Here is a 23,650-nt window from a genome sequence, read left to right on the forward strand (position 1 = left end):
AACAGGACTTATATGTACGTATACGACGAGTACGATCAGCGGATCATCGAGGACCGCGTCAAGCAGTTCCGTGATCAGACCCGACGCTATCTGGCAGGCGAGCTGAGCGAAGAAGAATTCCGCCCCCTGCGCTTGCAAAACGGGCTTTACATCCAACGCTTCGCGCCGATGTTGCGAGTAGCGGTGCCTTATGGCCAGCTGACTTCGCGCCAGACGCGAATGATGGCCAAGATTGCCCGCGACTATGACAAGGGCTATGCCCACATCAGCACCCGGCAGAACGTGCAGTTCAACTGGCCGGCGCTGGAAGACATTCCGGACATTCTCGCTGAACTGGCAACCGTGCAGATGCACGCGATCCAGACCAGCGGCAACTGCCTGCGCAACGTCACCACCGACCAGTTCGCCGGCGTCGCTGCAGACGAACTGATCGATCCGCGCCCATGGTGCGAGATCGTTCGTCAGTGGACCACGTTCCACCCGGAATTCGCCTACCTGCCGCGCAAGTTCAAGATCGCCATCAACGGTTCGACGTCTGACCGTGCAGCCATCGAAGTCCACGACATCGGCCTCGAGCCGGTGCACAACGCCGCTGGCGAACTGGGCTTCCGTGTGCTGGTCGGTGGTGGCCTGGGCCGTACCCCGGTGGTCGGCGCGTTCATCAATGAATTCCTGCCGTGGCAAGACCTGTTGAGCTATCTCGACGCCATCCTGCGTGTTTACAACCGCTATGGCCGTCGTGACAACAAGTACAAGGCGCGGATCAAGATTCTGGTCAAGGCCCTGACGCCTGAAGTCTTCGCACAGAAAGTCGACGCGGAAATGGAGCACCTTCGCGGTGGCCAGACCACACTGACCGAAGCCGAAGTGCATCGCGTCGCCAAACATTTCGTCGACCCGGACTACAAGGCGCTGGACAACCAGGCCGCCGAACTCGCCGAGCTCGACAAGCAGCACCCGGGCTTCGCTCGCTGGCGTACCCGCAATACCCTGGCCCACAAAAAGCCGGGTTATGTCGCGGTAACCCTGTCGCTGAAACCGACCGGCGTTGCGCCGGGCGACATCACTGACAAGCAGCTGGACGCCGTGGCCGACCTGGCCGATCGCTACAGCTTCGGTCAACTGCGCACCTCCCACGAGCAGAACATCATTCTGGCTGACGTCGAGCAGTCGAAGCTGTTCGCCATGTGGGGCGAGTTGCGCGAGCAAGGCTTCGCCACGCCGAACATTGGCTTGCTGACCGATATCATCTGCTGCCCGGGTGGCGATTTCTGCTCCCTGGCCAACGCCAAGTCGATCCCGATTGCCGAGTCGATCCAGCGCCGTTTCGACGACCTGGATTACCTGTTCGACATCGGCGAACTGGACCTGAACATCTCCGGCTGCATGAACGCCTGTGGTCACCACCACGTTGGCCACATCGGCATCCTCGGGGTGGACAAGAAAGGCGAAGAGTTCTACCAGGTGTCCCTCGGTGGCAGTGCCAGCCGTGACGCCAGCCTGGGTAAAATCCTCGGCCCGTCCTTCGCCCAGGAAGCCATGCCTGACGTGATCGAAAAGCTGATCGACGTGTACATCGAACAACGTACCGAAGACGAGCGCTTCATCGACACCTATCAGCGTATTGGCATCGACCTCTTCAAGGAGCGCGTCTATGCAGCGAATAATTAAGAACAACGAAGTCGTCGACGAAACCTGGCACTTGCTGCCCAAGGACTTCAACATCGACGAGATCAGCAACTGCGACGACCTTATCGTCCCGTTGCAGCTGTGGCGCGAACACAGCCGTATGCTCAAGGCCCGCGATGGCGGCCTGGGCGTGTGGCTGGACGCCGACGAAGAAGCGGAAGAAATCGGTGAAGACGTCAACGAGTTCAAGGTGATCGCCCTGAACTTCCCGGCCTTCACCGATGGCCGCAACTACTCCAACGCCCGTCTGCTGCGTGACCGTTATGGTTTCAAAGGCGAACTGCGGGCGATTGGCGACGTGCTGCGCGACCAGTTGTTCTACCTGCATCGTTGCGGTTTCGACGCTTTTGCGTTGCGTGCCGACAAAGATCCGTACGAAGCCCTGGAAAGTCTCAAGGACTTCTCGGTGACCTACCAGGCCGCCACCGACGAACCGCTGCCGCTGTTCCGTCGCCGCTGACGAAATAAAGCCTTGGCCCCAGACGGGGTCAAGGCTTTATCGGCTCTGCTATCGCTGGATCGGGATCGGTTGCCCCAAGGCCATCCAGTCCCGATGGAGCTGCACACGGCTTTCCAGTGCTGTGAACACCGCGAGCGGGCTATCGAAAGCACCCTCCGGCATCGGAACATTCCGGGCCAACCGTCCCCATAGTTCTTCCGAAGCGTCTGCTTCCGTCAACAGTCGCCATACCCTTGCCTGAAGGTCCGGATAGCTGACCTGGAAATCCGGGGTGAGCGTCAATGTGTTCATGGTCCCTAAAAACCGTCCACCACCTGGCTTGAGCGCCAGTCGCTGCCAGATTTGCAGCCGGGCATCGCGCAGCCCTGCTTCACCCCCGTTCAACCAGGCCGCCGGATTTCCATAGTCAGGCCCCGCCGCACTCAGCCACAAGTTGATGCCGGTTTGCTCCCGATGCGCGACCAGCCGCCGCAAGGTGTCCTCATCGGTCAATGGGTTGTTCCACAGCAACACCCTGTCCCTGGCAATAGCCTGATTGATCACCGCCTGGGGAATCCGTGTGATCTGGTTGTCGCGCAAATCAAGGGACGTCAGGTACGGCTCATCCCTGACCCCGACCGGACAACGACTGATCCGGGTATTCCTCAGGTTGAGCTGGCGCAAGTCGTTCAGGCCTAGCAACACAGGCGGCACACCCAACGGATTGTCGCTCAGGTCGAGGTTTTGCAGACGGGTCAGATCCGTCAGTTGCGACGCCGCGCGCTCACTGAATTCCAGCTGGGTGCCACGCAGGTTGAGTGAAGTCAGGCGCCTCAACTGGCAGAGGGCGGGTGGCAACGCGCACCCCTCGTGTCCGTCCTCGGAGAAATGACGCAAGTCGACATTTTCCAGATTCAACACTTCGAGATTCGGAAAGCTCTCGATGAACCCGTTCAAACTGTCCGCCTCGGTCACGTGAAAGCCTCGCAGAAGCAACTCCGTCACATCTTCGAACGAGACATTCAACGCCGGCAATCGGTGATAGTTCTCGAAGTTCATATCCAGCGTGGTACGTGGAGACTCTCCGCGCTTTTGCCAGATGGAAACCAGATCGTCGGCGAGCTCGGTCCTGAGGGCTCGCTCGTCCCGCATTCCCTCCATCAAAAGCCGGACGTTATAGGCTGCGATTTGGGCAGGGTTCAAATCCTCCGCAGCCGCATCCCCAACGGCGAGCAAGGGAAGATCCATGTTTTGAACGTCATCGCCGGCCTGTTCAATCCAATTGCCCAGATCGGTGCCGAGTTGCTGTCGTTGCACGTTCAAACCGTCAATGTAAGCCTGTGCGTTATTGCCCAAGCGCTGCAGTGCTTCATCGGCTTGTGCATGGGTGAAATCCGGATAGATATCCTTGAGCTGCAACCTCATCATCTCGTGGGTCATGGCTTCGCCTTGAGGCGTCGCCGGGTAGCCTCCGCCGCGCAGCCCCTGAGGTTCGAACGTCAGGCCGCTGTCCATCCTTTGCAGCCCGAGCATGGCTTGCGAACGAGGCAGCGCCACTTCGCTGATCTTTACCCGCAATTCATTGGCTGGATCGAGGGACGTCAGGTGTAACGCCGAGCGTTCGTCGTCTGACAGAATGGCGAGGAGAGAACCATAGAAGTCCGTTTTCAGGTGCTGCGGTTCTTTGATGATGTTTCGAGAGCGAGCGGCGTCAAGCGGACCGGTACGGTCCAGCACCCGGCCAACAGATGAGCCGTCAAGAATATCTATTCGAAGATTCTTAGGCCATCCCGGCAAACGATTGAGGGAGTGCAACGCCAGCGTGTCTGTCTCGGGATTGTTCATGGAGTGAAGGTAAAAGCCTTCGTATGCACGATTAAGCCTGACATGTTGCTGATACTGACGGGCCTTGCTGTTCAGTCGCGTGAACACCTGCCTCGCCTCGGCAAGGTCGGGGGTCGTGCGGATGTCCACGCCGTAGCGGTCGAGCATTTGCTCGATGGCGCTTGTTGGCAGGTCAGGGTATTGCTGCTGGAACAGCCGAACCCATTCAAGCTCCGACCGTTGAAGCTCGGCATAACGTTGGCTGAATAGCTCAGGGTCCCTGGCCGGACCGAGATCCTGGTCGATCCTGAAACGGCTGATGGTGTCAGCCAACAAGGGAGTGGGTGGGCGGCCTGTCCGGATCAGCCGAAGCATGTCGTCGTCAATCGCGCTGACCTTGCCGATCTGCGCCAGTGTTTCATCACTGAAAGACGCTACCGACGCGCCAACACCGCGAATGAGTTCCACGCGGGTTGCCGGGGCAATGCTCACGGGTTCGGGCGTTGGGGCAACCGCTGGGTCCTCCACGGACCTCACAGCCTCCTCCGCCGAACCGGAGACGGCCTTTTCGCCTTGCAGCGCCACTTCCGTGACAATGGGCAACGCATTGAGCAAGCCAAAAACCGTGCGCGTCAGTCCTTCTGAGCGTTCGCTGGGTGTTTTGCCGTTAACCACCTGATTCAGGCCGTAACCCGCATCGATCAGCCCCGCCAGTGCCAATACACCTTCGCCTCCCGGAACGAACAGCGCCAAGGGACCGAACCGGTTGATCCATTGCACAAGCGGTTCAACCACCGCACTTAAATCGTCACGGTTGACCTGGGCGTCATCACGGATACTGCTGACGCTGCCCCGGGCTGCATGCTTCATCGTCAACACCAATTGTGCAAACGGGTCGGTCGTGTCGCCAGGATCGTCGAAACCAATGTATTCGTCCGGGTCCCAGTAGCCGTCGTTGTTGAAGAAGCCGGCATTGTTCGTCAACCAGTGTTTGGCGGGATACGATGACATGCCATCCAGCGCTGTCAGGACACCGGCGTGGAACGTACCGTCCTCGCGATCATCTTCGGCAAAGTGTGAACCCAGTGCCTGTTTTGTCTCGCTCGACTTACCTTGCGCGACCACCCATTGGTGCAGTTGGGTGGCATCGGCAAATTCATGCAGCGGGGAAGAGTTGCCCGGGATGTACACCAACACTCTGGCGCTGGAGGTGTCACGGAAAGCCCAGACATCGGTGGCGGAGTAGCGGTAGAGCTTCAGCAGGCCGAATTTGATGGACGAAGGAACGCGGGTCGAGGCTTGCAATTGCTTGATGGACAGCTTTTCCCATGGTTGCTCGGGTGGCAAGCCTGCTGCGAGCATTGCCAGTTCCAGGCCCTTTTGCGTCAACCTTTGCTCTTGAAACTGCATCCTGGCCGCCAGGACGAATGCCGCTTTGACCGATGTTCGCAATGCGTAGGGTTCAGGTGCAACGAGCACGTCATCGGCCGGCCACGCCTGAGCGAGATACGCCTGGTACAAGTCCTTCAGTTCCAGTTCCCAGACCCATTTCTTGAAGTCGGCGGGTCTCACATTGACCTGTGTTTGCGGCCCGTAGATTTGCGGTTTGGTCTGGCGATAAATCCCTTCGTACGTCTGGTGATTGCCGCTGCCGTGATCGGCAAACTCGTCGACGTTTTCCACAATGCGAACGGAGGGGCCGGTATCCGGCGGCGTGTACAGCCCGAACGCGGTTTCAGCGAAACGTCCATCACCTACCGTTTGGTAGTTGGACAATAGCGTTTGCAGCAACGAACGCGAACTCGCCACTTGCCCCTGCTCGGTGCCGTCAATCGCCGGATGGCCCTTGTAGTTGTAATCGAGCGTGACCAGCAAGGTTGTCTGCGGATCAATCCCCTGCCCCCACTTCTCCTTGATCAGGCGCTCGCCAAACTGGCGGGGGGTTAGGGGCAGTGCGATTTCCAGTGCGGTTTTCAGTTCGTCGCGCATTCGCGCGCTGGACGCGGGATGAGGGCTGGCCACGGTGTTGTTAAGGAACTCGGTCATGGTGCATTCCATTGCAATCATTTCTGGAACACCACCCTACCCGACCCGGGCTGACGAAAAAGCCGGATCGATTGACAGTGACGATAGGAAATTTCGCTGCTTGCGCACGGAAAGCGGAGCGTGTTGAAAGGTAAAAAAAACCGTGGAGGTCTCCACGGTTTTTTTGAGGGATGACGCTTTGAACGTTACCAGAAGCGCTGCTGGGTCAACCGGCTCCACCAGCTCAGCAACAAACGATCGACCGACCCGCTGGCCGCCATGCCGATACGTTCCTGCAGGCTTTTGCGCTCGGCGTAGTGCAAGTGGTACAACTCCGATTTCTTCGCACGTTCGGCGAGGTATTCGTCGCTGGTCTTGAGTTCGTCCACCAGTTGCTTGTCCAGCGCCGCGACGCCGAGCCAGATTTCGCCGGTCGCCACTTCATCAATGGCCAGTTGCGGGCGATAACGGGCGACGAAGTTCTTGAACAACTGGTGCGTGATGTCCAGGTCTTCCTGGAACTTCTCACGGCCCTTCTCGGTGTTTTCGCCAAACACGGTCAGGGTGCGTTTGTATTCGCCGGCGGTCAGGACTTCGAAGTCGATGTCGTGTTTTTTCAGCAGGCGGTTGACGTTGGGCAACTGCGCCACTACGCCGATGGAACCGAGGATCGCGAACGGGGCGCTGATGATCTTCTCGCCGATGCACGCCATCATGTAGCCGCCACTGGCCGCAACCTTGTCGATGCACACGGTCAGCGGCACGCCGGCGTCACGGATGCGCGCCAGTTGCGAGGAGGCCAGGCCGTAGCTGTGGACCATGCCGCCGCCGCTTTCCAGACGCAGCACCACTTCATCCTTTGGTGTCGCCAGGGTCAGCAGCGCGGTGATCTCGTGGCGCAGGCTTTCAGTGGCCGAGGCCTTGATGTCGCCATCGAAATCAAGCACGAACACCCGAGGCCTGGCTTCGGGTTTCTTCTTTTGTTTTTTCTCGGATTTGGCTTCGACCTTGCGCAGGGCCTTGAGCTGGTCCTTGTCGAGCAAGGTCTGCTCCAGGCGCTCGCGCAGCCCTTTGTAGAAATCATTGAGTTTGCTGACTTGCAACTGGCCTGCCGACTTGCGTCGACCTTTGCTGCGTAACGACGCGAAACTGGCCAGGACCACCAGAATGGCGATCACCAGGGTCACGGTCTTGGCCAGAAAACTGGCGTACTCGGTGAAAAACTCCACAGGGACTCCTTTGAACAATGCGCTGCACAACCGCGCGGATGCCTCCAGCATACCCATGCGCCGGCCCGGCGGCCAGCCGTGAAACCTCCGGCAACAGGCCTGCAACGGCCATTTCAAACAAGCGTATGTTTTTTCATTGACAGCTCACCGTCATCCTCATAACCTCGCCAAACCTTCAACGTACCGGGATGACGCGGACGTGGGCAGCATCTATCTGATTCGACATGGCCAGGCCTCCTTTGGTGCAGACGACTATGACGTCCTGTCGCCGACTGGTATTCGCCAGGCAGAAATCCTCGGCCAGCACCTCGCCGAACTGGGTATCAGCATCGACCGCTGCTACTCGGGCGACCTGCGCCGCCAGCAGCACACGGCCAACAGCGCGCTGGCACAGTTCGCGGCTGTGGGCCTGCCGGTTCCGGTGGTTGAGATCGATTCCGCCTTTAATGAATTCGACGCCGATGCGGTGATCCGCGCGCTGTTGCCGGCCATGCTCGACGACGAGCCCGAAGCGCTGGACATCCTGCGCAACGCCGCGCAAAACCGAGCCGAATTCCAGCGTATCTTCGCCCTGATCATCGAGCGCTGGCTGGCCGGCACCCATGACACGCCGGGCCTTGAAAGCTGGCTAGGCTTTGTCGATCGGGTTCAGGCCGGTCTGCAGCGCATTCTCGACAGCGCCGACAACACCCAGAAAATCGCCGTGTTTACCTCCGGCGGCACCATCACCGCCCTGCTTCACCTCATTACACAGATGCCGGCAAAGCAGGCATTCGAACTGAACTGGCAAATCGTCAACACCTCGCTCAACCAATTGAAGTTTCGTGGTCGCGAGGTGGCCCTGGCTTCTTTCAACAGTCATGCGCATCTGCAACTGTTGAAAGCCCCGGAACTCATCACGTTTCGCTGAGTCCGGACTATTGTGACCCTGGCTGTAATCACCCAGCTCTAATTACCCAAGAAAGGATCGAACCATGACCTCCGTAGCTGATGCCGTACAAGCAATGAAAGCCAAGTTCAACCCAGCCGCTGCTGCCGGTCTGGACCTGGTTTTCGGTTTCCGCATCGACGACACCAAGAACTTCTCGCTGATCGTCAAAGACAGCACCTGCGAGCTGCAAGAAGGCGAGAACCCGGACGCCCAGGTGACCCTGGTGATGGACGGCGAGACCCTGGAAGGCATCGTTGACGGTTCGACCGACGGCATGCAAGCGTTCATGGGTGGCAAACTGCGCGCTGAAGGCGACATGATGCTGGCCATGAAACTGTCCGAGCTGTTCCCGAGCTAAGACGACGGTTCCTCTCTCGGGAGCCTCTCTGGCTGCAAACGAATCCCGCCCCTCGTGGCGGGATTCGTCGTTTTCCACCCTTGGAAAACGGTGACCCGTGGATTTGCGGACTATATTCCTTGGGCCGCATGCGTCAGGCATCGGCTACCAGCAGGGAGTAAAACCATGCCCGATACCCCGGCCGACCTCATTCTGTACAACGGACGCCTGCACACCGTCGATCGTAAAAAACCCCAGGCCAGCGCCGTCGCGATCAAGAACGGACATTTCGTGGTGGTCGGCAGCGATGCTCAGGCCATGGCCCTGCAAGGCCCCGGCACGCACATCATCGACCTGCACGGTCGCACGGTGATTCCCGGACTCAACGACTCACACTTGCACCTGATCCGCGGCGGTTTGAACTACAACCTCGAACTGCGCTGGGAAGGCGTGCCGTCATTGGTCGATGCCTTGCGCATGCTCAAGGAACAGGCCGACCGCACGCCCATGCCGCAATGGGTGCGAGTGGTCGGCGGCTGGAATGAATTCCAGTTCGCCGAAAAACGCCTGCCGACCCTCGACGAACTGAACAAGGCCGCGCCCGATACGCCGGTGTTCGTCCTGCACCTCTACGACCGTGCCCTGCTCAACCGCGCAGCGTTGAACGTCGTGGGTTATACCCGCGACACGCCGAACCCGCCGGGCGGCGAAATCCAGCGTGACGCCAATGGCGACCCCACCGGCATGCTGATCGCTCGCCCTAACGCGATGATTCTCTACTCGACCCTGGCCAAGGGCCCCAAACTGCCGCTGGAATACCAGGTCAACTCAACCCGCCAGTTCATGCGCGAACTCAATCGGCTCGGCCTGACCAGCGCCATCGACGCGGGCGGCGGCTATCAGAATTACCCGGACGACTATCAAGTCATCCAGCAACTGGCCAAGGACCAACAGCTCACGGTGCGCATCGCCTACAACCTGTTCACGCAAAAACCCAAGGAAGAACTCAGCGATTTCAAAAACTGGACCAGCACTTCTCACTACGGCCAGGGCGACGATTTCCTGCGGCACAACGGCGCCGGGGAAATGCTGGTGTTTTCCGCAGCCGATTTCGAAGACTTCCTCGAGCCACGCCCCGACTTGCCTCAAACCATGGAGCAGGAACTGGAACCGGTGGTCCGGCATCTGGTGGAGCAGCGCTGGCCCTTCCGCCTGCACGCCACGTACAACGAATCCATCAGCCGCATGCTCGACGTGTTCGAGAAGGTCAATCGCGACATTCCATTCAACGGTTTGCCATGGTTCTTCGACCACGCGGAAACCATCACGCCGCAGAACATTGAACGGGTGAAAGCCTTGGGTGGCGGCATTGCGATCCAGGACCGCATGGCCTTCCAGGGCGAGTATTTTGTCGACCGCTACGGCGCCAAAGCGGCCGAGCACACGCCTCCCATCGCCCGCATGCTGGCCGAGGGCATTCCGGTCGGCGCCGGCACCGACGCCACGCGGGTCTCCAGCTACAACCCCTGGACGTCGCTGTACTGGCTGGTCAGCGGGCGCACCGTCGGCGGGCTTGAGCTGTACCCGCAGGGGCTGAGCCGCGATACCGCGCTGGAACTGTTTACCCATGGCAGCGCCTGGTTTTCTTCCGAGCAAGGCAAGAAGGGCCAGATCAAGGCCGGGCAACTGGCGGACCTGATCGCGCTGTCGGCGGACTACTTCCACATCGAGGACGAAGGGATCAAATCGATCGAATCGGTGCTGACCATCGTCGGTGGCAAGATCGTCTACGGCACCGCCGAGTTTGAAAAACTCGGCCCGCCACCTATTCCTGTGGTGCCCGAATGGTCACCGGTGACCAAAGTGCCGGGACACTGGAAGGCGCCACTGGCGGCGCAGGTTCATCAGTGCGTCGGGGCGTGTGCGGTGCATGCCCATCACCATGAACGGGCGCGCTTGTCTTCGGCACCGGTCAGCGACTTTCAGGGATTCTGGGGAGCATTCGGTTGTTCGTGTTTTGCGTTTTGAGTTGAAGCCAGGGCATCACCCGACCTGTAAAAGCAGCGCCACCAGCGCTGTCCAGCCGGTCTGGTGACTGGCCCCCAGGCCACGCCCGGTTTCGCCATGGAAATACTCATGGAACAACACCAGGTCCCGGCTGGCGGGATCAGCCTGCAACTGCGGATACGCCACCATCGAGGGCCTGTTGCCCTCTTCGTCGCGCAAAAACAGGCGGGTCAGGCGTTGGCTCAGGCTGTCCGCCACCTCTTCCAGCGAGGCATAAAACCCTGATCCAGAGGGGTACTCCACGGAGAAGTTCTGATCGTAGTAACGGTGAAATTCGCGCAAGGATTCGATCAGCATGTAGTTGATCGGCATCCACACCGGCCCGCGCCAATTGGAATTGCCGCCATACAGCCGCGACTCCGACTCCCCCGGCTCATAGCGGGCGCACAGCTTGTCACCATTGATTTGCAGGCCAAAGGGCAATTCAGCAAAGGCCTTGGACAGTGAGCGAACGCCGAACTCGCTGAGGAATTCGGCTTCGTCGAGCATGCGTTTGAGCAGGTCTTTGGTACGTTCACCGCGCAACAGTGCCAGCAACATCCGGTTGCCTTCACCCGGCTCGGTCCAGCGCGAAACCAGGCTGGCGAGGTCCGGTCGATGGCGCATGAAACCCAACAGGCGTTCACGCAACCCCGGCAACCCCTCGTGCTCATGCTGTTCCAGCACCTGCACCGCGAACAGCGGCATCAGGCCAACAATCGAACGCAGCCTCAGCGGTTCGTTCACGCCGTCGGGCCGGTGCAGCACGTCATAGAAAAACCGGTCCTGTTCGTCCCACAACCCTTCGGCTTCGGAGTCAACCCGATTGATGGCCCCGGCGATGTAGAGGAAGTGCTCGAAAAACTTCACCGCGATGTCGACGTACACGGGGTTGCGCTTGGCCAGTTCCAGGGCGATGCGCATCAGGTCCAGCGCATAGGCGGCGACCCACGCGGTGCCATCGGCCTGATCGAGCTCGTAGCCGGGTGGCAGGATCGCCGAGCGGTCGAACAACGCGACGTTGTCCAGCCCGAGAAATCCACCTTGAAACAGGTTGCGCCCCTCGGCGTCCTTGCGGTTGACCCACCAGGAAAAATTCAGCAGCAGTTTATGGAAAATCCGCTCAAGGAAGTCCATGTCCCCTGCCCCGGTCAGCGCCTTGTCCTGTTGATACACCCGCCAGCTGGCCCACGCGTGAACCGGTGGGTTGGCGTCGTCGAAACGCCATTCATAAGCCGGCAACTGACCGTTAGGGTGCATGAAGCGGTCTTTGACCAGCAGCAACAATTGATGCTTGGCGAACCCGGGATCGATCAGCGCAAACGCCACGGCCTGGAAGCCCAGGTCCCATGACGCGTACCACGGGTATTCCCAGGTGTCGGGCATGGAAACGATGTCGACATTCGACAAGTGCCGCCAATGCGTGTTGCGAATGTGCAGCCGTTCGGAGGGCGGCTTCGGTTGCGCCGGGTCGCCGTCGAGCCACTGGTTGACGTCGAAGTAATAGAGCTGTTTCGACCAGAGCAATCCGGCCAGTGCCTGGCGTTGCACGTTGCGCGCGTCCGGGTTGGCGAGCCCGGTTTGCAACGCGGCGTAAAAGGCATCGGCTTCCCCTCTCCGCCGCTCGAACAGGGCCTTGGCATTGACCCGAGCGGCGCCGGCCGGGGCGAACCGCAGATAGACGCTGCGGCGTTGTCCGCCATCGAAGGTCAGTGCGAAATGCGCGGCCACCCGGGTTCCCGCGTCGCGGCGGATTGCACCGCTGAGGCCATCGAGCAGAAAATCGTTGATCCCGTCCTTGAACGGACCTTGCGCTGCCACGCCATCGAGTTTGGGGAAGTTGCTCTCGTTCTCGCAGAACAGCCAATCGCAGCTTTCCTCGCCCCAGGCGGTGGCCTCGCGGTCAGCAAGTTGTGGATGCCGGGCCAGCACCCGGTCGCTGTCCAGCATCAGGCTTGGTTTCTGCCCTTCAGCCACCCAACTCCAGGTGTTGCGCGCCCACAGGTGTGGCAAGACGTGCAAGCGCGCGGGTTGATCTGAACGGTTATGGATCGTCACCGCCATGAAGATATCGTCCGGCGCGTGTTTGGCGTATTCCACCGTCACGTCGAAATAGCGGTCGTCCTCGAAGACGCCGGTGTCGAGGATTTCGTACTCGGTGTCCGCCAGGCCCCGGCGAGCGTTTTCGGCGATCAGGTCAGCGTAGGGAAATTCGGCCTGAGGGTATTTGTAGAGCATGCGCATGTAGGCATGGCTCGGCAGGCCGTCGAGGTAGAAATACAGTTCCTTGACGTCTTCGCCGTGATTGCCCTCGGCGTTGTTCAGGCCGAACAGGCGCTCCTTGAGAATCGGGTCGCGTTCGTTCCATAGGCCCAATCCGAGGCACCAATGCTGGGCTTTGTCGGAAAACCCCGCGAGCCCGTCCTCGCCCCAGCGGTACGCGCGGCTTCGGGCGTGATCGTGAGGAAAGTAGCGCCAGGCGTCGCCATCGGCGCTGTAGTCCTCGCGCACCGTGCCCCACTGACGCTCGCTCAGGTAAGGCCCCCATTCGCGCCAGGCCCCCGCTTCGTCATTGGCCAGACGCTGACCTTCGACGGTGCCGAGGATGTTCGCAGCGGGTTTGGCCGTCATGGGTGGGTCCGTAGGGCGAGAGACGGTTGGAGTGTAGTGCCTGCGCACGGTGCGAGGCTGAACGCTCACTGTAGACGGAGCGAATGTCGGGGTTGCTGCGCAACCCAGCGGGAGCAAGCTCCCTCGCCACAGGTTGGGTCTGCTCTTACAATGCGTGCACCTTCCACACCGGCCGCCCCATGGACATCGACCTCGCTCGCACCTTTCTCGAAATCGTCCGCCACGGCAGCCTGGCCGCCGCCGCTGAAAAACTTCACGTCACCCAGACCGCCATCACGGCGCGGGTGCAGAAACTCGAGAGCCAGTTGGGCAGCACGCTGTTCGTGCGCAACCGCGCCGGTGCCCGGCTGACGCCCAACGGCGAGGCCTTCGTGGTGTATGCCAATCAGCTGGTGCAGACCTGGGAAGCCGCGCGTCGGGACCTGCCGTTGCCCGAGGGTTACCGCGACGTGCTGCACATCGGTGGCGAGGTCAGCCTGTGCAACCCGCTGATGCTCAGTTGGGCCGGCGAGTTGCGCGAGAAGATCCCCAGCCACGCGCTGCGCATGGAGATCCACGACGGCGAACACCTGCTGCGCCAATTGGAGCTAGGGGTGCTGGATGCGGCGCTGGTCTATCAGCCCGAGTATTGGCCGGGCCTGCAAGTCGAGCAGGTGCTGGAAGAAAAACTGGTCCTCGTGCGGCTCACCGGCCAGCCTGATCCGTACGTGTACATCGACTGGGGGCCGGATTTCCGTCGTCAGCACGACGCCGCGCTGCCGGAAAAGGCCAAAGCCGCATTGAGCTTCAACCTCGGCCCGCTCGGCTTGCAGTACATACTGGAGAACGGCGGCAGCGGCTACTTCCGCACGCGCGTGGTCCAGAGTTATCTGGAAAGCGGCGTACTGGAGCCCGTGCCCAAAGCCCCGGAATTCAACTACCCCACCTACCTGATTTATTCCCGCGACCGCGATTCAGCGACCCTGCAACGGGCCTTCGACCTGCTGCGCGAAGTCATCAGGTCCGACGAAGACTGGTCACAGCGCTGGAACCCCCTGACCTGAATTCGCCCTGCACCGGATCCTGGCAGTTGTGCCGTCAAGGTTCGGCCAGCCAAAACGCCGGAATCGGCTAATCTGCTGGAGATAACAATAAAACACAGGTGATTGCATGAGGCAGACCACCGAATCATTTCGCGCCCGTTACCGCGCAGGCATTCATCCCTTCTATAACCCCTGGCTGCACGGCGCGTTTGTGCTGCTGTTCGGGTTGCTGGCCATTGCCGGGTTCTGGAGTACCGTGCATCAGGTCAAGCCGTCGGAGTGGGCGGCGGTACCCCTCGCGCTGCTGTTTTTCAACTTCGGCGTGTACAGCGTGCATCGGCATCTGGGGCATCACAAAAAAAGCTTCGCGCGACTGTTCTACGCCCGCCATGCCGGCGACCATCACAGCTTTTTCGCCCCCGGCCACATGACCTACGACAGCGCCCGCGACTGGCGGGTGATTCTGTTTCCGGCGTGGCTGATCGTGCTTCACACGCTGGTGATCACCCTGCCCCTGTGGTGGCTGCTTCAGCAGTTCGACACCAACGTCGCCGGGCTGGTCGGTGGTTGCCTGGTCCTCGGCTACCTGGCCTATGAAGTGTTCCATGCCTGCGAGCACCTGCCCCCTGAAAATCCGCTGACTCGGCTGCCATGGATCCGGCAGATGCGCCGCCTGCATGAACTGCATCACCGCCGTGAGCTGATGCAGGCACGCAATTTCAACATCGTTTTCCCGCTGATGGACTACCTGTTCGGGACCCTGTACTGGGAACCGGAGCAGATCTCCCCGACCCCGACGAGAACCGCCATGACCCGCATGCAACATCAGATCGACATTGCCGGAAATCCGATTGACGTGTTGGCCTACGCCAGCACCGTAACGTTGTGGCCGCAGTGGCATCCGTCGTCACTCAAGATCGATGGCGCGCGCGGTTCGTTGCATGCCGGCGCGCGCTTCGAGGAGGACATTCGGGCCGGTGGCCGAGACGGGCATCTGACCTGGGTGGTCGACGAATACCTGCCGGGACGCCGCTGGAGCGCCCGGGCGATCGGTGACAAAGGCCTGTCCCTGGTGGTGACTTACGAATGCGAAACCGAAGGTAACGGCACGCGGTTTGTGCGCACCCTGGAGTATGAGTTCAGCGGCCTGGCGATGCGCATCGCCAACCAGCTGCTGCTCAAGCGGCGCATCGACCATGAGTCGGCGGCGTCGATGCTGGCCTTGCGTGACATGGCGCAAAAACACCTGGCCCCGGCAGGAGTTACGGCGTGAGTCGATCCGTCAAATTCCGCCATGTGGTGCTATTGGTAATCGTGGCCATCGCTGCGTTTTTGTTGCTGATGCCGACCAAGGTGCAACCGGTGGCCTGGACGCCGCCACCAGCGCCCTCGCTCACCAGCGGTGTCTACGCCGACAATCAGCGCCTCAAAGGTGTAGAGCGTGTGGGGGCGCTGAATATCGACGGGCCCGAGGCGCTGCTGCTGGAAGACAACGCACTGATTACCGGCTTGCACGATGGCCGCCTGATTCGCACCAGTCTCGACGGCAAAGTCACTAAAGTGCTGGCCGATACCGGCGGCCGGCCGTTAGGCCTGGCCCGTCATCCCAATGGGTTGCTGGTGATCGCCGATGGGGTCAAAGGCCTGCTGTCCCTGGATGCCCAGGGCCGGTTGATTGCATTGACCACGACGGCCAACGACGTGCCCTTCGGCTTCACCGACGACGTGGCCATCGACAAATCCGGGCATTACGCCTACTTCAGTGATGCGTCCAGCCGCTTCGGCTATGGCAAGGACGGCGAGGCTATCATCGAGCATGGCGGCGACGGTCGTTTACTGCGGTATGACTTCCAGACCGGCAAGACCAGCCTGCTGCTCGACAAACTGGAGTTTGCCAACGGCGTGACGCTCGGGCCGGAGGATGCCTATGTCCTGGTCAACGAAACCGGCGCATATCGCATCAGCCGTTATTGGCTGACCGGGCCGAAAGCAGGCACCCATGACCTGTTCATCGACAACCTGCCGGGGTTGCCGGACAACCTGGCGTTCAATGGCCATGACCGTTTTTGGGTGGCGCTTTACGCGCCGCGAAACGCGTTGCTCGACTCCACGGCGAGGCATCCCTTTGTACGCAAGGTGCTCGTGCGGGCCATGACCGTGTTGCCCAAGCCGGTGGAGAAGCGCGGGTTTGCGCTGGGGCTGGACCTGGAGGGCAAGGTGATTGCGAACTTGCAAGATGGCAGCAGCGATAATTACTCGCCGATTACCACGGTTCGCGAGTATGGCGACTGGTTGTATTTCGGGTCGTTGAAGGCGGATCACATGGTGCGGTTGCCGTTGAGCAAGGCATTGCAGCAGTAACGCCAATCAAATTGTAGGAGCGAGCTTGCTCGCGATGGTCGTTAACGATACCGCGTGTTTCCTGGCTAAACGCAGTGCATTTGAGTCCATCGCGAGCAAGCTCGCTCCTACAGGATTGGTGAAAGGCGTGGCTAGCGGGGATCGTGTACCGCGTTGTCGGTTTCTTGCAGCACCCGCTCAGGGTCCAGCGCTGTGGTCTCTTCCTCGTCCAGCGGGATCGCACCTTCATCGTCGGGCAATTCGTCGATGCCCGGCTCATCTTCAGGTTTGATTGTCGTGCGCCCAGGGCTCAAGGGCTCTGGATGGGTGGGAATCGGATCGTAGCCGCCCTGCTCTTCGCTCGGGAATCTGGGTTCGTTCATGAGGGCACCTCGCATGGAGCCGTGAAGTCGGGCTCTATTCATTCGAGGTGCCGGGATTTAGCGCCGTTCCAAATTTTCAGCCACCGGTCGTCGGTGGCTCAGGCATGTGTCTGGAGTTGCTTGACGATCTTGTCCTTGACCAGCAACCGCGTCTCCTTGAGCTTCCTGACGGCATCATCGCTGGATTTGGCTTGCTCGGCCTTCACCACTTCGGCATCCGCTTGCGAATACTTGTTGATCAATGAGTCCAGTAACGGGTCATTGGTGCGTTTTTGCTGGATCTCTTCCTTTGAAAATTTCAGGTCCTGGTAAAGATCATGGGTCACCGGCATGGAACACCTCCGTCGTTGATCGGCAGCAAGCGCGATTGATTGCGCTTACCAACTATCAGGATGGCCTCGGTTAGCCGGTTCTGTCGACCGCCTATCGGACCAGTGGTGTCCGTTCGTCGTCCTGAAGCAAACGCGATAAAACCTTTGCCCGCCCGTCGGCCTCCATCGTTTAACGATCACTCGATCGCCTCTGAAAACCTGTGTGGAGATTGACCAATGGACGGATTCACCCTGCGCCACCTCGCACTGGCTGTCGCCTTGAGCAGCAGCATGGGCATGGCCTGTGCTGCCACTTCCAATGATTTCGTCGATAACGCGGCCGCCGGCGGCATCGCCGAGATCGAAACCAGCAAGCTCGCGCTGGAAAAAAGCGCGTCGGCGGACGTCAAGGCCTTCGCCAACATGATGATCACCGACCATACCAAGGCTAACAACGAGCTGGCGGCCCTGGCGAAAAAGCACGACATCGAAGTGCCGGACGATACGACACTGGTAAAACAGGCCAAGGAAAAAATCCTCGACCTGCGCGATGAATCCTTCGACGCGGCCTACGCCAACAATCAGGTCAAGGCCCACGAGGAAACCATCGAGCTGTTCAAGAAAGAAGCCAACACCGTGACGGACGACAAAGTCAAGGGCGGCACCGAACTGAAAGGTTTCGCGCAAAAAATGTTGCCCGCGCTGGAAAAACACCTGGAGATGGCGAAAAAACTGCAGGCCGCGCACCCGAGCAAATAACCGCTTGTAACGCAAAAAAGCCGCATCATTCGATGCGGCTTCTGTTTGTCAGCTTTACTGGTATCGTGCCCGGCAAGAAAAAATCCTGCCGGCATCGAACAACTATTGCCCACGGCAAATGTCATTGAACTTGCGCCGATCAAAATTTGGAGAATCGGCACACCTTTCCAGGGAGTTACGTCACATGGCAGCACTGCAAACCACCACACTCGACGCATTGAAAAAAAACCAGGCGCAACTGCTCAATGAATGGACGAGCAGCCTGGAGGCCAGTGGTGCCACGCGTAACTTGAAAGAGCACGACCTGAAGCAACAAACTGCCGAATTTCTGCGGTTGATTGTCTCGGGACTGGAACAAGGCAACAGCCAGAACGTCGCCGCGCCTGGCTGGGACGAGATTCGCCAGTTCCTTGAAAAACTCTCCCATAGCCGTGCCCTGCTTGGCCAGGATTCGCAGCAGACTGCCAGTTTCATCTTTGCGCTGAAAGGCCCGCTGTTTGCGCTGCTGCAGAATCACTACCAGGACAATCCGGCGCTGCTGGCCGAGCAACTCTGGGAAATCTCCGAGCTGCTCGATGCCTTGGGCATGCACACCATCCGCACCTTCCAGAAATCCCGCGAGGCGGTGATCAAGCGTCAGCAGGAAGAATTGCTGGAGCTGTCGACCCCGGTGGTCAAGCTCTGGGATGGCGTGCTGGCGCTGCCGATGATCGGCACCCTCGACTCGCAGCGGACCCAGGTGGTGATGGAATCGCTGCTGCAGCGGATCGTCGACACCGGTTCGGAAATTGCCATCATCGACATCACCGGCGTGCCGACCGTTGACACCCTGGTCGCGCAGCACCTGCTCAAGACCGTCACTGCCATTCGCCTGATGGGCGCCGATTGCATCATCAGCGGCGTGCGCCCGCAAATCGCCCAAACCATCGTGCACCTGGGGCTGGACCTGCAAGGCGTAGTTACCAAGGCCAACCTGGCCGATGCCCTGAAACTGGCCCTGACCCGCCTCGGAATCACTGTCAGCAAGGCGGACTGAACCGATGGAGCGTATTCCGATTTTGCAAATGGGCGACTTCCTGCTGGTGACCATCCAGGTCGACATGCATGACCAGTTGGCCCTGACGCTCCAGGACGACCTGTCCGAGCGTATCAGTCGCACCTCCGCGCGCGGCGTGTTGATCGACATTTCCGCGCTGGACATGGTCGACTCGTTCATCGGCCGGATGATCGGGACCATTTCCGGGCTGTCGAAAATCATGGACGCCCAGACCGTGCTGGTAGGCATGCAGCCCGCCGTCGCCATTACCCTGGTGGAGCTGGGCTTGACGTTGCCCGGTGTCAGCACCGCGCTGAATGTCGAGCGCGGCATGAAACTGCTACAGGAACGAGTACGCCAGCAATGACCGTTCGCAGCAGCGGTTCTCACCCGATTGTCATTGAGCAGGACGTGGTGCTTGCCCGCCAGTTGGCTCGCAAGCTGGCCCAGGAATGCGGGATGCGCCTCATCGACCTGACCAAACTGGTGACGGCCGTCAGCGAGCTGGCGCGCAACACCATGGTCTACGGCGGTGGCGGCGACATGGACTGGCAAATCCTCGACGAAAATTCGCGCACGGGCCTGCGCCTGGTCTTCCGTGACGAAGGCCCCGGCATTCCCGACATCAAACTGGCGATGACCGACGGCTGGACCTCCGGCAGCGGTCTCGGCCTGGGCCTGACCGGCGCCAAGCGCCTGGTGGAAGAATTCGAACTCGACACCGCGCCCGGCAAAGGCACTCGCATAACGATCACCCGATGGACGTGAACATTGGCGGTTCAATGACGCACGTGCTGCCCATTGAAGACAGCAGCCAGATCGGCCATGCACGGCGCACCGCCCAGCAACTCGCAGAAAAACACGGCTTTGACGCCACGGACGCCGGACGCGTGGCGCTGGTGGCCACTGAACTGGCGAGCAATATCCTCAAGCATGCCAACCGGGGCGAACTGCACCTCAGGGTACTGCCCCGAGCCACCGGCGCGGGCATCGAAATGCTCGCCGTCGACCGCGCCAAGGGCTTCGATGTGCAGGCGTGCCTGGCCGACGGATTTTCCACCCGTGGCACCCAGGGCATCGGGCTGGGGGCGGTGTCGCGCCAGACCGAAGTGTTCGACGTGTACGCCGACGCCCGGGGCGCCGTGTTGCTGACGCGGTTGTATCCGCGCAACGACAAGGCGCCGGATCGTCGAATCGGCATCAGTCAGCATTCGCTGCACAATGACCCTGCCTGCGGTGATGTCTGGCATTTGGCCTTCGACGGACCGCGCATCAGTGCACTGGTGATCGATGGCCTCGGTCATGGCGAAGAAGCCGAGCGTGCCGCCCGCGCTGGCGAAAAAGCCTTTGCCCTGTCGCCCTTCGATTCGCCGGTGCCGTTGCTGGAGGACATCCATCGCGCCATGATCGGCACGCGGGGCGGTGCGCTGGCCATCGCGCAGTTCGACAACGACGCCAACGCCCTGCGGTTCGTCGGCATCGGCAACATTGGCGCCTGCCTCATCGCCCCGGGCACGTCCCGCGGCCTGGCTTCACACCCCGGCATCGTCGGTGGCCAATATCGAAAGGCGCAACCCTTTGACTATGCTCAAGTGAACGGACAACTATTGATCATGTACAGCGACGGCCTGCAGTCCCGTTGGAACCTGCAAGATTACCCCGGCCTGGTGCATCGCCATCCCGCCGTGATCGCCGCCATCCTGCACCGCGATTTCTGCCGTGGACGGGACGATGTCACGGTGTTGGTCATTGCTCTGGAGACAGCCCATGGCTGAGACACCCCTGAGTCAGGTTGACGATAACGCCGCACGGGTCGCGCAGCTGCAAAGCGAGGCCGATGCCCTGCGCGAAGAACTGGATGAGACCAATCAGGGCGTTCTGGCGCTGTACGCCGAACTCGACAACCAGGCCGAGCAGCTGCGCCAGGCCTCGGACCTCAAAAGCCGCTTCCTGTCGTACATGAGCCATGAGTTCCGTACGCCGCTGGGCTCGATCCTGAGCATCGCCAGCCTGTTGACCGACGAGCTCGACGGCCCCTTGAGCGACGAGCAGCACAAGCAGGTGGCCTTCGTCAGCAACGCGGCCCGCGAACTGAGCGATATGGTCGACGACCTGCTGGACCTGGCGAAGATCGAAGCCGGGCGCATTACCATTTCACCGGCCTGGTTCGACATGTTCGACCTGTTCGCCGCCCTGAGGGGCATGTTTCGCCCGATCGTCGATACCAGTGCCGTGGACCTGATTTTCGAAGAGCCGATCGGCCTGCCGAGGCTGTACACCGATGACAAGAAACTTGCACAGATCCTGCGCAATTTCATTTCCAACTCGCTGAAGTTCACCACCCGGGGCGAAGTCCGTGTTTCGGCACGGCTGGAAGGGATCGACCAGGTGCGCTTCGCCGTCAGCGACACCGGAATAGGTATCGCCCCGGAGCTGCATGGCGCATTGTTCGAAGACTTTTCCCAGGTCGACTCGCCCCTGCAAAAACGCCTGCGCGGCACCGGGCTCGGCTTGTCACTGTGCAAGCGCTTTGCGGCGCTGCTGGGTGGCGACGTCGGGGTCCAGAGCACCCCGGGCGTGGGTTCGACCTTTTTCGTGATCATCCCGCTGGCCATCGCCGTGGAGCCTGTCGATGAAACGTGACATCCGTTTACTGATCGTCGATGACAACGTGGCCACGCGCTACGCCCTGCGACGGCGCCTGGAGGGGCATGGCTACGCGGTGCTCGAGGCCGGCACCGGTTCCGAGGGGCTGCAACTGATCGACAGCGTCGAGATTGACGCGCTGATCCTCGACGTCAACCTGCCGGACATGAGCGGGTTCGACATCGTGCGCAAACTGCGCACCGAAGCCGCCACCGCCCTGCTCCCGGTGATTCACGTGTCAGCGGCGTCGATCCAGACCGGCGACATCATTACCGGCCTCAATGCCGGCGCCGATGCTTACTTGATCCATCCCGTGGACCCGGACGTGCTGTTGGCGACGCTGCGCACCCTGTTGCGAGTCCGTGACACCGAAAATGCCCTGCGTGAGAGCGAGGCGCGGTTTCGCGAAATCTTTGTCAATGTGTCGGCCCCCATCGCCGTGCTGGATGCCACGCTCAAGGTGCACGAGTGCAACCACGCCTTCGCGCGGCTGATCCAGGACAACCTCGACCCCGATGCCTTGCGCGAGTGTTTTGCCGAGGACCAGTGTGCGGTCATTGATGAACTGCGCCTGCGACTGGCGTACGGCGAGCGCTGGAAAGGCACCTTGAGCATGCGGGTCCAGGGTGAGGTTCGCGAAACCGAGTGGCAGATTTCACCTTACCGCACGCCGGAATTGAGCCTGGTGTTCGTCGAAGATGTCACCGAGCACCGCCACCGCGAACGTTCGCACCTGGCCCGGCTGGACGATGCCACGACCCAGCTGGCCAAGGAAGTCGCCGAGCGCGCGCGCACCGAAGCGCAGTTGTTGCAAGTGCAGAAGATGGACGCGCTGGGCAAATTGACCGGGGGCATCGCCCACGACTTCAACAATTTGCTGACTGGCATCATCACCAGCCTGGAGCTGATCCAGAAACGTGTCGCGGCCTCGCGCACCGACAAGGTCCAGTTTTACGCCGAGGCCGCCTTGAACTCGGCCACCAGTGCGGCGGCGTTGACACATCGCCTGCTGGCCTTCGCCCGCCAACAGCCCCTCGATACCCGGCCCGTGGACATCAACGAACACGTGCGCTCGCTCGAAGAATTGCTGGTGCGCACCATCGGCGAACGGATTGCTTTGAAGCTGGAACTGACTTCCAAGCCCGCCATCGCCCTGGTCGACCCCATTCAACTTGAAAGCGCCATGCTTAATCTGGTGATCAACGCGCGCGACGCCTTGCCCACGGGCGGCAATATTTGGGTCAGCACCTATGCCGCCTATTCCCATGGCGACCCTAACCTGGCCGATGGCGCGTACGTCGCGTTGTCCGTGCGGGATGACGGCACGGGCATTGAACACAGCGTGATCGACAAGGTGTTCGATCCGTTTTTCACCACAAAACCCTTGGGCCAAGGCACCGGACTGGGGTTGTCGACCATCTATGGGTTTGCCCGGCAATCGGGGGGCGATGCGCACATCCGCAGCGTTGCGCGGCGCGGCACCGAAGTCACCATTATGTTGCCGGCCAGCTCCGACCCGACGGCCAGCGACGTCGCGCCGGCGACCGTGGACCCTCAGGGCGCGGGCGAGCACGTATTGATTGTCGAGGACATGCCGTCGGTGCGGATGTTCGTCGCCGAAGTGCTGGTGGATGCCGGTTACCGGTGTACGCAAGTGGGCGACATCGAAGGCGCCCTCGAGCGCTTGCAGAACGACCCGACCATTGACCTGTTGCTGACCGACGTCGGGCTGCCGCGCATGAGCGGCCGCGAACTGGCGGACGTGGCCCGAGGCTGGCGCGAGAAATTGCCGATCTTGTTCATGACCGGCTATGCCGAAACCGCGATCAACCGGCAGGTGTTCCTGGGTGATCGCATGGAAATGCTGGTCAAGCCGTTTCAGATCAATGAGCTGCTGGACAAGGTTCGACGCACGCTGGATGGTGCCTGATAGACCGCCATCGCGGGCAAGCCCGCTCCCACAAGGATCTGTGTCGTTCACACCTTCCCTGTGGGAGCGGGC

The 23,650-nt window shown here is 60.6% G+C and carries 20 protein-coding genes; 15 read left to right on the top strand and 5 right to left on the bottom strand.

Annotated features, from left to right (window positions below):
- Nucleotides 1–12: 12 nt before the first annotated feature.
- Together EJA72_RS03565 and EJA72_RS03570 are read left to right on the top strand one after the other, a co-directional pair.
- Nucleotides 13–1,671, top strand: coding sequence for a nitrite/sulfite reductase (locus tag EJA72_RS03565; RefSeq protein ID WP_157710163.1), 1,659 nt, complete (start codon nucleotides 13–15; stop codon nucleotides 1,669–1,671).
- Nucleotides 1,655–2,149 carry a DUF934 domain-containing protein gene (locus EJA72_RS03570; RefSeq protein ID WP_157710164.1) on the top strand — a complete coding sequence of 165 codons (495 nt, stop codon included), beginning with the start codon at nucleotides 1,655–1,657 and terminating at the stop codon, nucleotides 2,147–2,149. Before EJA72_RS03565 ends, EJA72_RS03570 begins: the two co-directional genes overlap by 17 nt.
- 48 nt (nucleotides 2,150–2,197) lie before the next feature.
- On the opposite strand, the gene EJA72_RS03575 is transcribed toward EJA72_RS03570, so the two are convergent.
- Nucleotides 2,198–5,998: a dermonecrotic toxin domain-containing protein gene (locus EJA72_RS03575; protein WP_157710165.1), complete on the bottom strand. Its 3,801-nt coding sequence runs from the start codon at nucleotides 5,996–5,998 to the stop codon at nucleotides 2,198–2,200.
- A gap of 185 nt (nucleotides 5,999–6,183) precedes the next feature.
- Nucleotides 6,184–7,206 carry a protease SohB gene (sohB, locus tag EJA72_RS03580; RefSeq protein WP_178129023.1) on the bottom strand — a complete coding sequence of 341 codons (1,023 nt, stop codon included), beginning with the start codon at nucleotides 7,204–7,206 and terminating at the stop codon, nucleotides 6,184–6,186.
- A gap of 199 nt (nucleotides 7,207–7,405) precedes the next feature.
- Here sohB and EJA72_RS03585 point away from each other — a divergent pair, with 199 nt between their 5' ends.
- From EJA72_RS03585 to EJA72_RS03595, 3 genes are all read left to right on the top strand, one after another.
- Nucleotides 7,406–8,116, top strand: a complete 711-nt coding sequence (locus EJA72_RS03585; protein WP_178129024.1) for a histidine phosphatase family protein — start codon at nucleotides 7,406–7,408, stop codon at nucleotides 8,114–8,116.
- Between the two features lie 64 nt (nucleotides 8,117–8,180).
- Complete coding sequence (locus tag EJA72_RS03590; RefSeq protein WP_008015934.1) at nucleotides 8,181–8,495, top strand: SCP2 sterol-binding domain-containing protein; 315 nt, start codon at nucleotides 8,181–8,183, stop codon at nucleotides 8,493–8,495.
- 165 nt (nucleotides 8,496–8,660) lie between these two features.
- Complete coding sequence (locus EJA72_RS03595; RefSeq protein ID WP_157710167.1) at nucleotides 8,661–10,502, top strand: amidohydrolase; 1,842 nt, start codon at nucleotides 8,661–8,663, stop codon at nucleotides 10,500–10,502.
- 15 nt (nucleotides 10,503–10,517) lie between these two features.
- Here EJA72_RS03595 and EJA72_RS03600 read toward each other — a convergent pair whose 3' ends face one another.
- Nucleotides 10,518–13,151 carry a glucosidase gene (locus EJA72_RS03600; RefSeq protein ID WP_157710168.1) on the bottom strand — a complete coding sequence of 878 codons (2,634 nt, stop codon included), beginning with the start codon at nucleotides 13,149–13,151 and terminating at the stop codon, nucleotides 10,518–10,520.
- A gap of 179 nt (nucleotides 13,152–13,330) precedes the next feature.
- Here EJA72_RS03600 and EJA72_RS03605 point away from each other — a divergent pair, with 179 nt between their 5' ends.
- The 3 genes from EJA72_RS03605 to EJA72_RS03615 all read left to right on the top strand — a co-directional run bounded on the left by EJA72_RS03605 (nucleotide 13,331) and on the right by EJA72_RS03615 (nucleotide 16,534).
- Complete coding sequence (locus EJA72_RS03605) at nucleotides 13,331–14,194, top strand: LysR family transcriptional regulator (RefSeq protein WP_157710169.1); 864 nt, start codon at nucleotides 13,331–13,333, stop codon at nucleotides 14,192–14,194.
- Between the two features lie 106 nt (nucleotides 14,195–14,300).
- The gene (locus tag EJA72_RS03610) at nucleotides 14,301–15,446 is read left to right on the top strand and encodes an SRPBCC family protein (protein WP_157710170.1); all 1,146 of its coding nucleotides are present in this window, start codon (nucleotides 14,301–14,303) and stop codon (nucleotides 15,444–15,446) included.
- The gene (locus tag EJA72_RS03615) at nucleotides 15,443–16,534 is read left to right on the top strand and encodes an SMP-30/gluconolactonase/LRE family protein (RefSeq protein ID WP_178129025.1); all 1,092 of its coding nucleotides are present in this window, start codon (nucleotides 15,443–15,445) and stop codon (nucleotides 16,532–16,534) included. Before EJA72_RS03610 ends, EJA72_RS03615 begins: the two co-directional genes overlap by 4 nt.
- A 131-nt stretch (nucleotides 16,535–16,665) precedes the next feature.
- Here the strand turns inward: EJA72_RS03615 and EJA72_RS03620 are convergent, their stop codons facing one another.
- Complete coding sequence (locus tag EJA72_RS03620; protein WP_157710171.1) at nucleotides 16,666–16,896, bottom strand: hypothetical protein; 231 nt, start codon at nucleotides 16,894–16,896, stop codon at nucleotides 16,666–16,668.
- A gap of 98 nt (nucleotides 16,897–16,994) precedes the next feature.
- The gene (locus EJA72_RS03625; RefSeq protein ID WP_157710172.1) at nucleotides 16,995–17,228 is read right to left on the bottom strand and encodes a DUF465 domain-containing protein; all 234 of its coding nucleotides are present in this window, start codon (nucleotides 17,226–17,228) and stop codon (nucleotides 16,995–16,997) included.
- Between the two features lie 216 nt (nucleotides 17,229–17,444).
- On the opposite strand from EJA72_RS03625, the gene EJA72_RS03630 reads away from it, so the two are divergent.
- The 7 genes from EJA72_RS03630 (at nucleotide 17,445) to EJA72_RS03660 (ending at nucleotide 23,578) form a co-directional block, all read left to right on the top strand.
- Nucleotides 17,445–17,966, top strand: coding sequence for a DUF4142 domain-containing protein (locus EJA72_RS03630; RefSeq protein WP_157710173.1), 522 nt, complete (start codon nucleotides 17,445–17,447; stop codon nucleotides 17,964–17,966).
- A 184-nt stretch (nucleotides 17,967–18,150) separates the two neighbouring features.
- Nucleotides 18,151–19,002 carry an STAS domain-containing protein gene (locus tag EJA72_RS03635; RefSeq protein WP_157710174.1) on the top strand — a complete coding sequence of 284 codons (852 nt, stop codon included), beginning with the start codon at nucleotides 18,151–18,153 and terminating at the stop codon, nucleotides 19,000–19,002.
- 4 nt (nucleotides 19,003–19,006) lie between these two features.
- Nucleotides 19,007–19,369 carry an STAS domain-containing protein gene (locus EJA72_RS03640; protein WP_157710175.1) on the top strand — a complete coding sequence of 121 codons (363 nt, stop codon included), beginning with the start codon at nucleotides 19,007–19,009 and terminating at the stop codon, nucleotides 19,367–19,369.
- Entirely contained in the window at nucleotides 19,366–19,770 is a 405-nt protein-coding gene (locus tag EJA72_RS03645) for an anti-sigma regulatory factor (protein ID WP_157710176.1), read from the top strand. Before EJA72_RS03640 ends, EJA72_RS03645 begins: the two co-directional genes overlap by 4 nt.
- Entirely contained in the window at nucleotides 19,767–20,777 is a 1,011-nt protein-coding gene (locus tag EJA72_RS03650; protein ID WP_178129027.1) for an ATP-binding protein, read from the top strand. The genes EJA72_RS03645 and EJA72_RS03650 overlap by 4 nt, the downstream gene beginning before the upstream one ends.
- Nucleotides 20,770–21,645 carry a sensor histidine kinase KdpD gene (locus EJA72_RS03655; protein WP_157710178.1) on the top strand — a complete coding sequence of 292 codons (876 nt, stop codon included), beginning with the start codon at nucleotides 20,770–20,772 and terminating at the stop codon, nucleotides 21,643–21,645. Before EJA72_RS03650 ends, EJA72_RS03655 begins: the two co-directional genes overlap by 8 nt.
- Nucleotides 21,635–23,578, top strand: coding sequence for a response regulator (locus tag EJA72_RS03660; protein ID WP_157710179.1), 1,944 nt, complete (start codon nucleotides 21,635–21,637; stop codon nucleotides 23,576–23,578). Before EJA72_RS03655 ends, EJA72_RS03660 begins: the two co-directional genes overlap by 11 nt.
- Nucleotides 23,579–23,650 lie beyond the last annotated feature (72 nt).

Source organism: Pseudomonas sp. PB120, assembly GCF_009761815.1.
Classification (GTDB): domain Bacteria; phylum Pseudomonadota; class Gammaproteobacteria; order Pseudomonadales; family Pseudomonadaceae; genus Aquipseudomonas.

Excerpts from the sequence above, each read along its gene's own strand:
- EJA72_RS03565 (WP_157710163.1), top strand. The coding sequence starts at position 13 with ATGTACGTATACGACGAGTACGATCAGCGGATCATCGAGGACCGCGTC.
- EJA72_RS03570 (WP_157710164.1), top strand. The coding sequence starts at position 1,655 with ATGCAGCGAATAATTAAGAACAACGAAGTCGTCGACGAAACCTGGCAC.
- EJA72_RS03575 (WP_157710165.1), bottom strand. The coding sequence starts at position 5,998 with ATGACCGAGTTCCTTAACAACACCGTGGCCAGCCCTCATCCCGCGTCC.
- EJA72_RS03590 (WP_008015934.1), top strand. The coding sequence starts at position 8,181 with ATGACCTCCGTAGCTGATGCCGTACAAGCAATGAAAGCCAAGTTCAAC.
- EJA72_RS03595 (WP_157710167.1), top strand. The coding sequence starts at position 8,661 with ATGCCCGATACCCCGGCCGACCTCATTCTGTACAACGGACGCCTGCAC.
- EJA72_RS03600 (WP_157710168.1), bottom strand. The coding sequence starts at position 13,151 with ATGACGGCCAAACCCGCTGCGAACATCCTCGGCACCGTCGAAGGTCAG.
- EJA72_RS03605 (WP_157710169.1), top strand. The coding sequence starts at position 13,331 with ATGGACATCGACCTCGCTCGCACCTTTCTCGAAATCGTCCGCCACGGC.
- EJA72_RS03610 (WP_157710170.1), top strand. The coding sequence starts at position 14,301 with ATGAGGCAGACCACCGAATCATTTCGCGCCCGTTACCGCGCAGGCATT.
- EJA72_RS03620 (WP_157710171.1), bottom strand. The coding sequence starts at position 16,896 with ATGAACGAACCCAGATTCCCGAGCGAAGAGCAGGGCGGCTACGATCCG.
- EJA72_RS03625 (WP_157710172.1), bottom strand. The coding sequence starts at position 17,228 with ATGCCGGTGACCCATGATCTTTACCAGGACCTGAAATTTTCAAAGGAA.
- EJA72_RS03630 (WP_157710173.1), top strand. The coding sequence starts at position 17,445 with ATGGACGGATTCACCCTGCGCCACCTCGCACTGGCTGTCGCCTTGAGC.
- EJA72_RS03635 (WP_157710174.1), top strand. The coding sequence starts at position 18,151 with ATGGCAGCACTGCAAACCACCACACTCGACGCATTGAAAAAAAACCAG.
- EJA72_RS03640 (WP_157710175.1), top strand. The coding sequence starts at position 19,007 with ATGGAGCGTATTCCGATTTTGCAAATGGGCGACTTCCTGCTGGTGACC.
- EJA72_RS03645 (WP_157710176.1), top strand. The coding sequence starts at position 19,366 with ATGACCGTTCGCAGCAGCGGTTCTCACCCGATTGTCATTGAGCAGGAC.
- EJA72_RS03655 (WP_157710178.1), top strand. The coding sequence starts at position 20,770 with ATGGCTGAGACACCCCTGAGTCAGGTTGACGATAACGCCGCACGGGTC.
- EJA72_RS03660 (WP_157710179.1), top strand. The coding sequence starts at position 21,635 with ATGAAACGTGACATCCGTTTACTGATCGTCGATGACAACGTGGCCACG.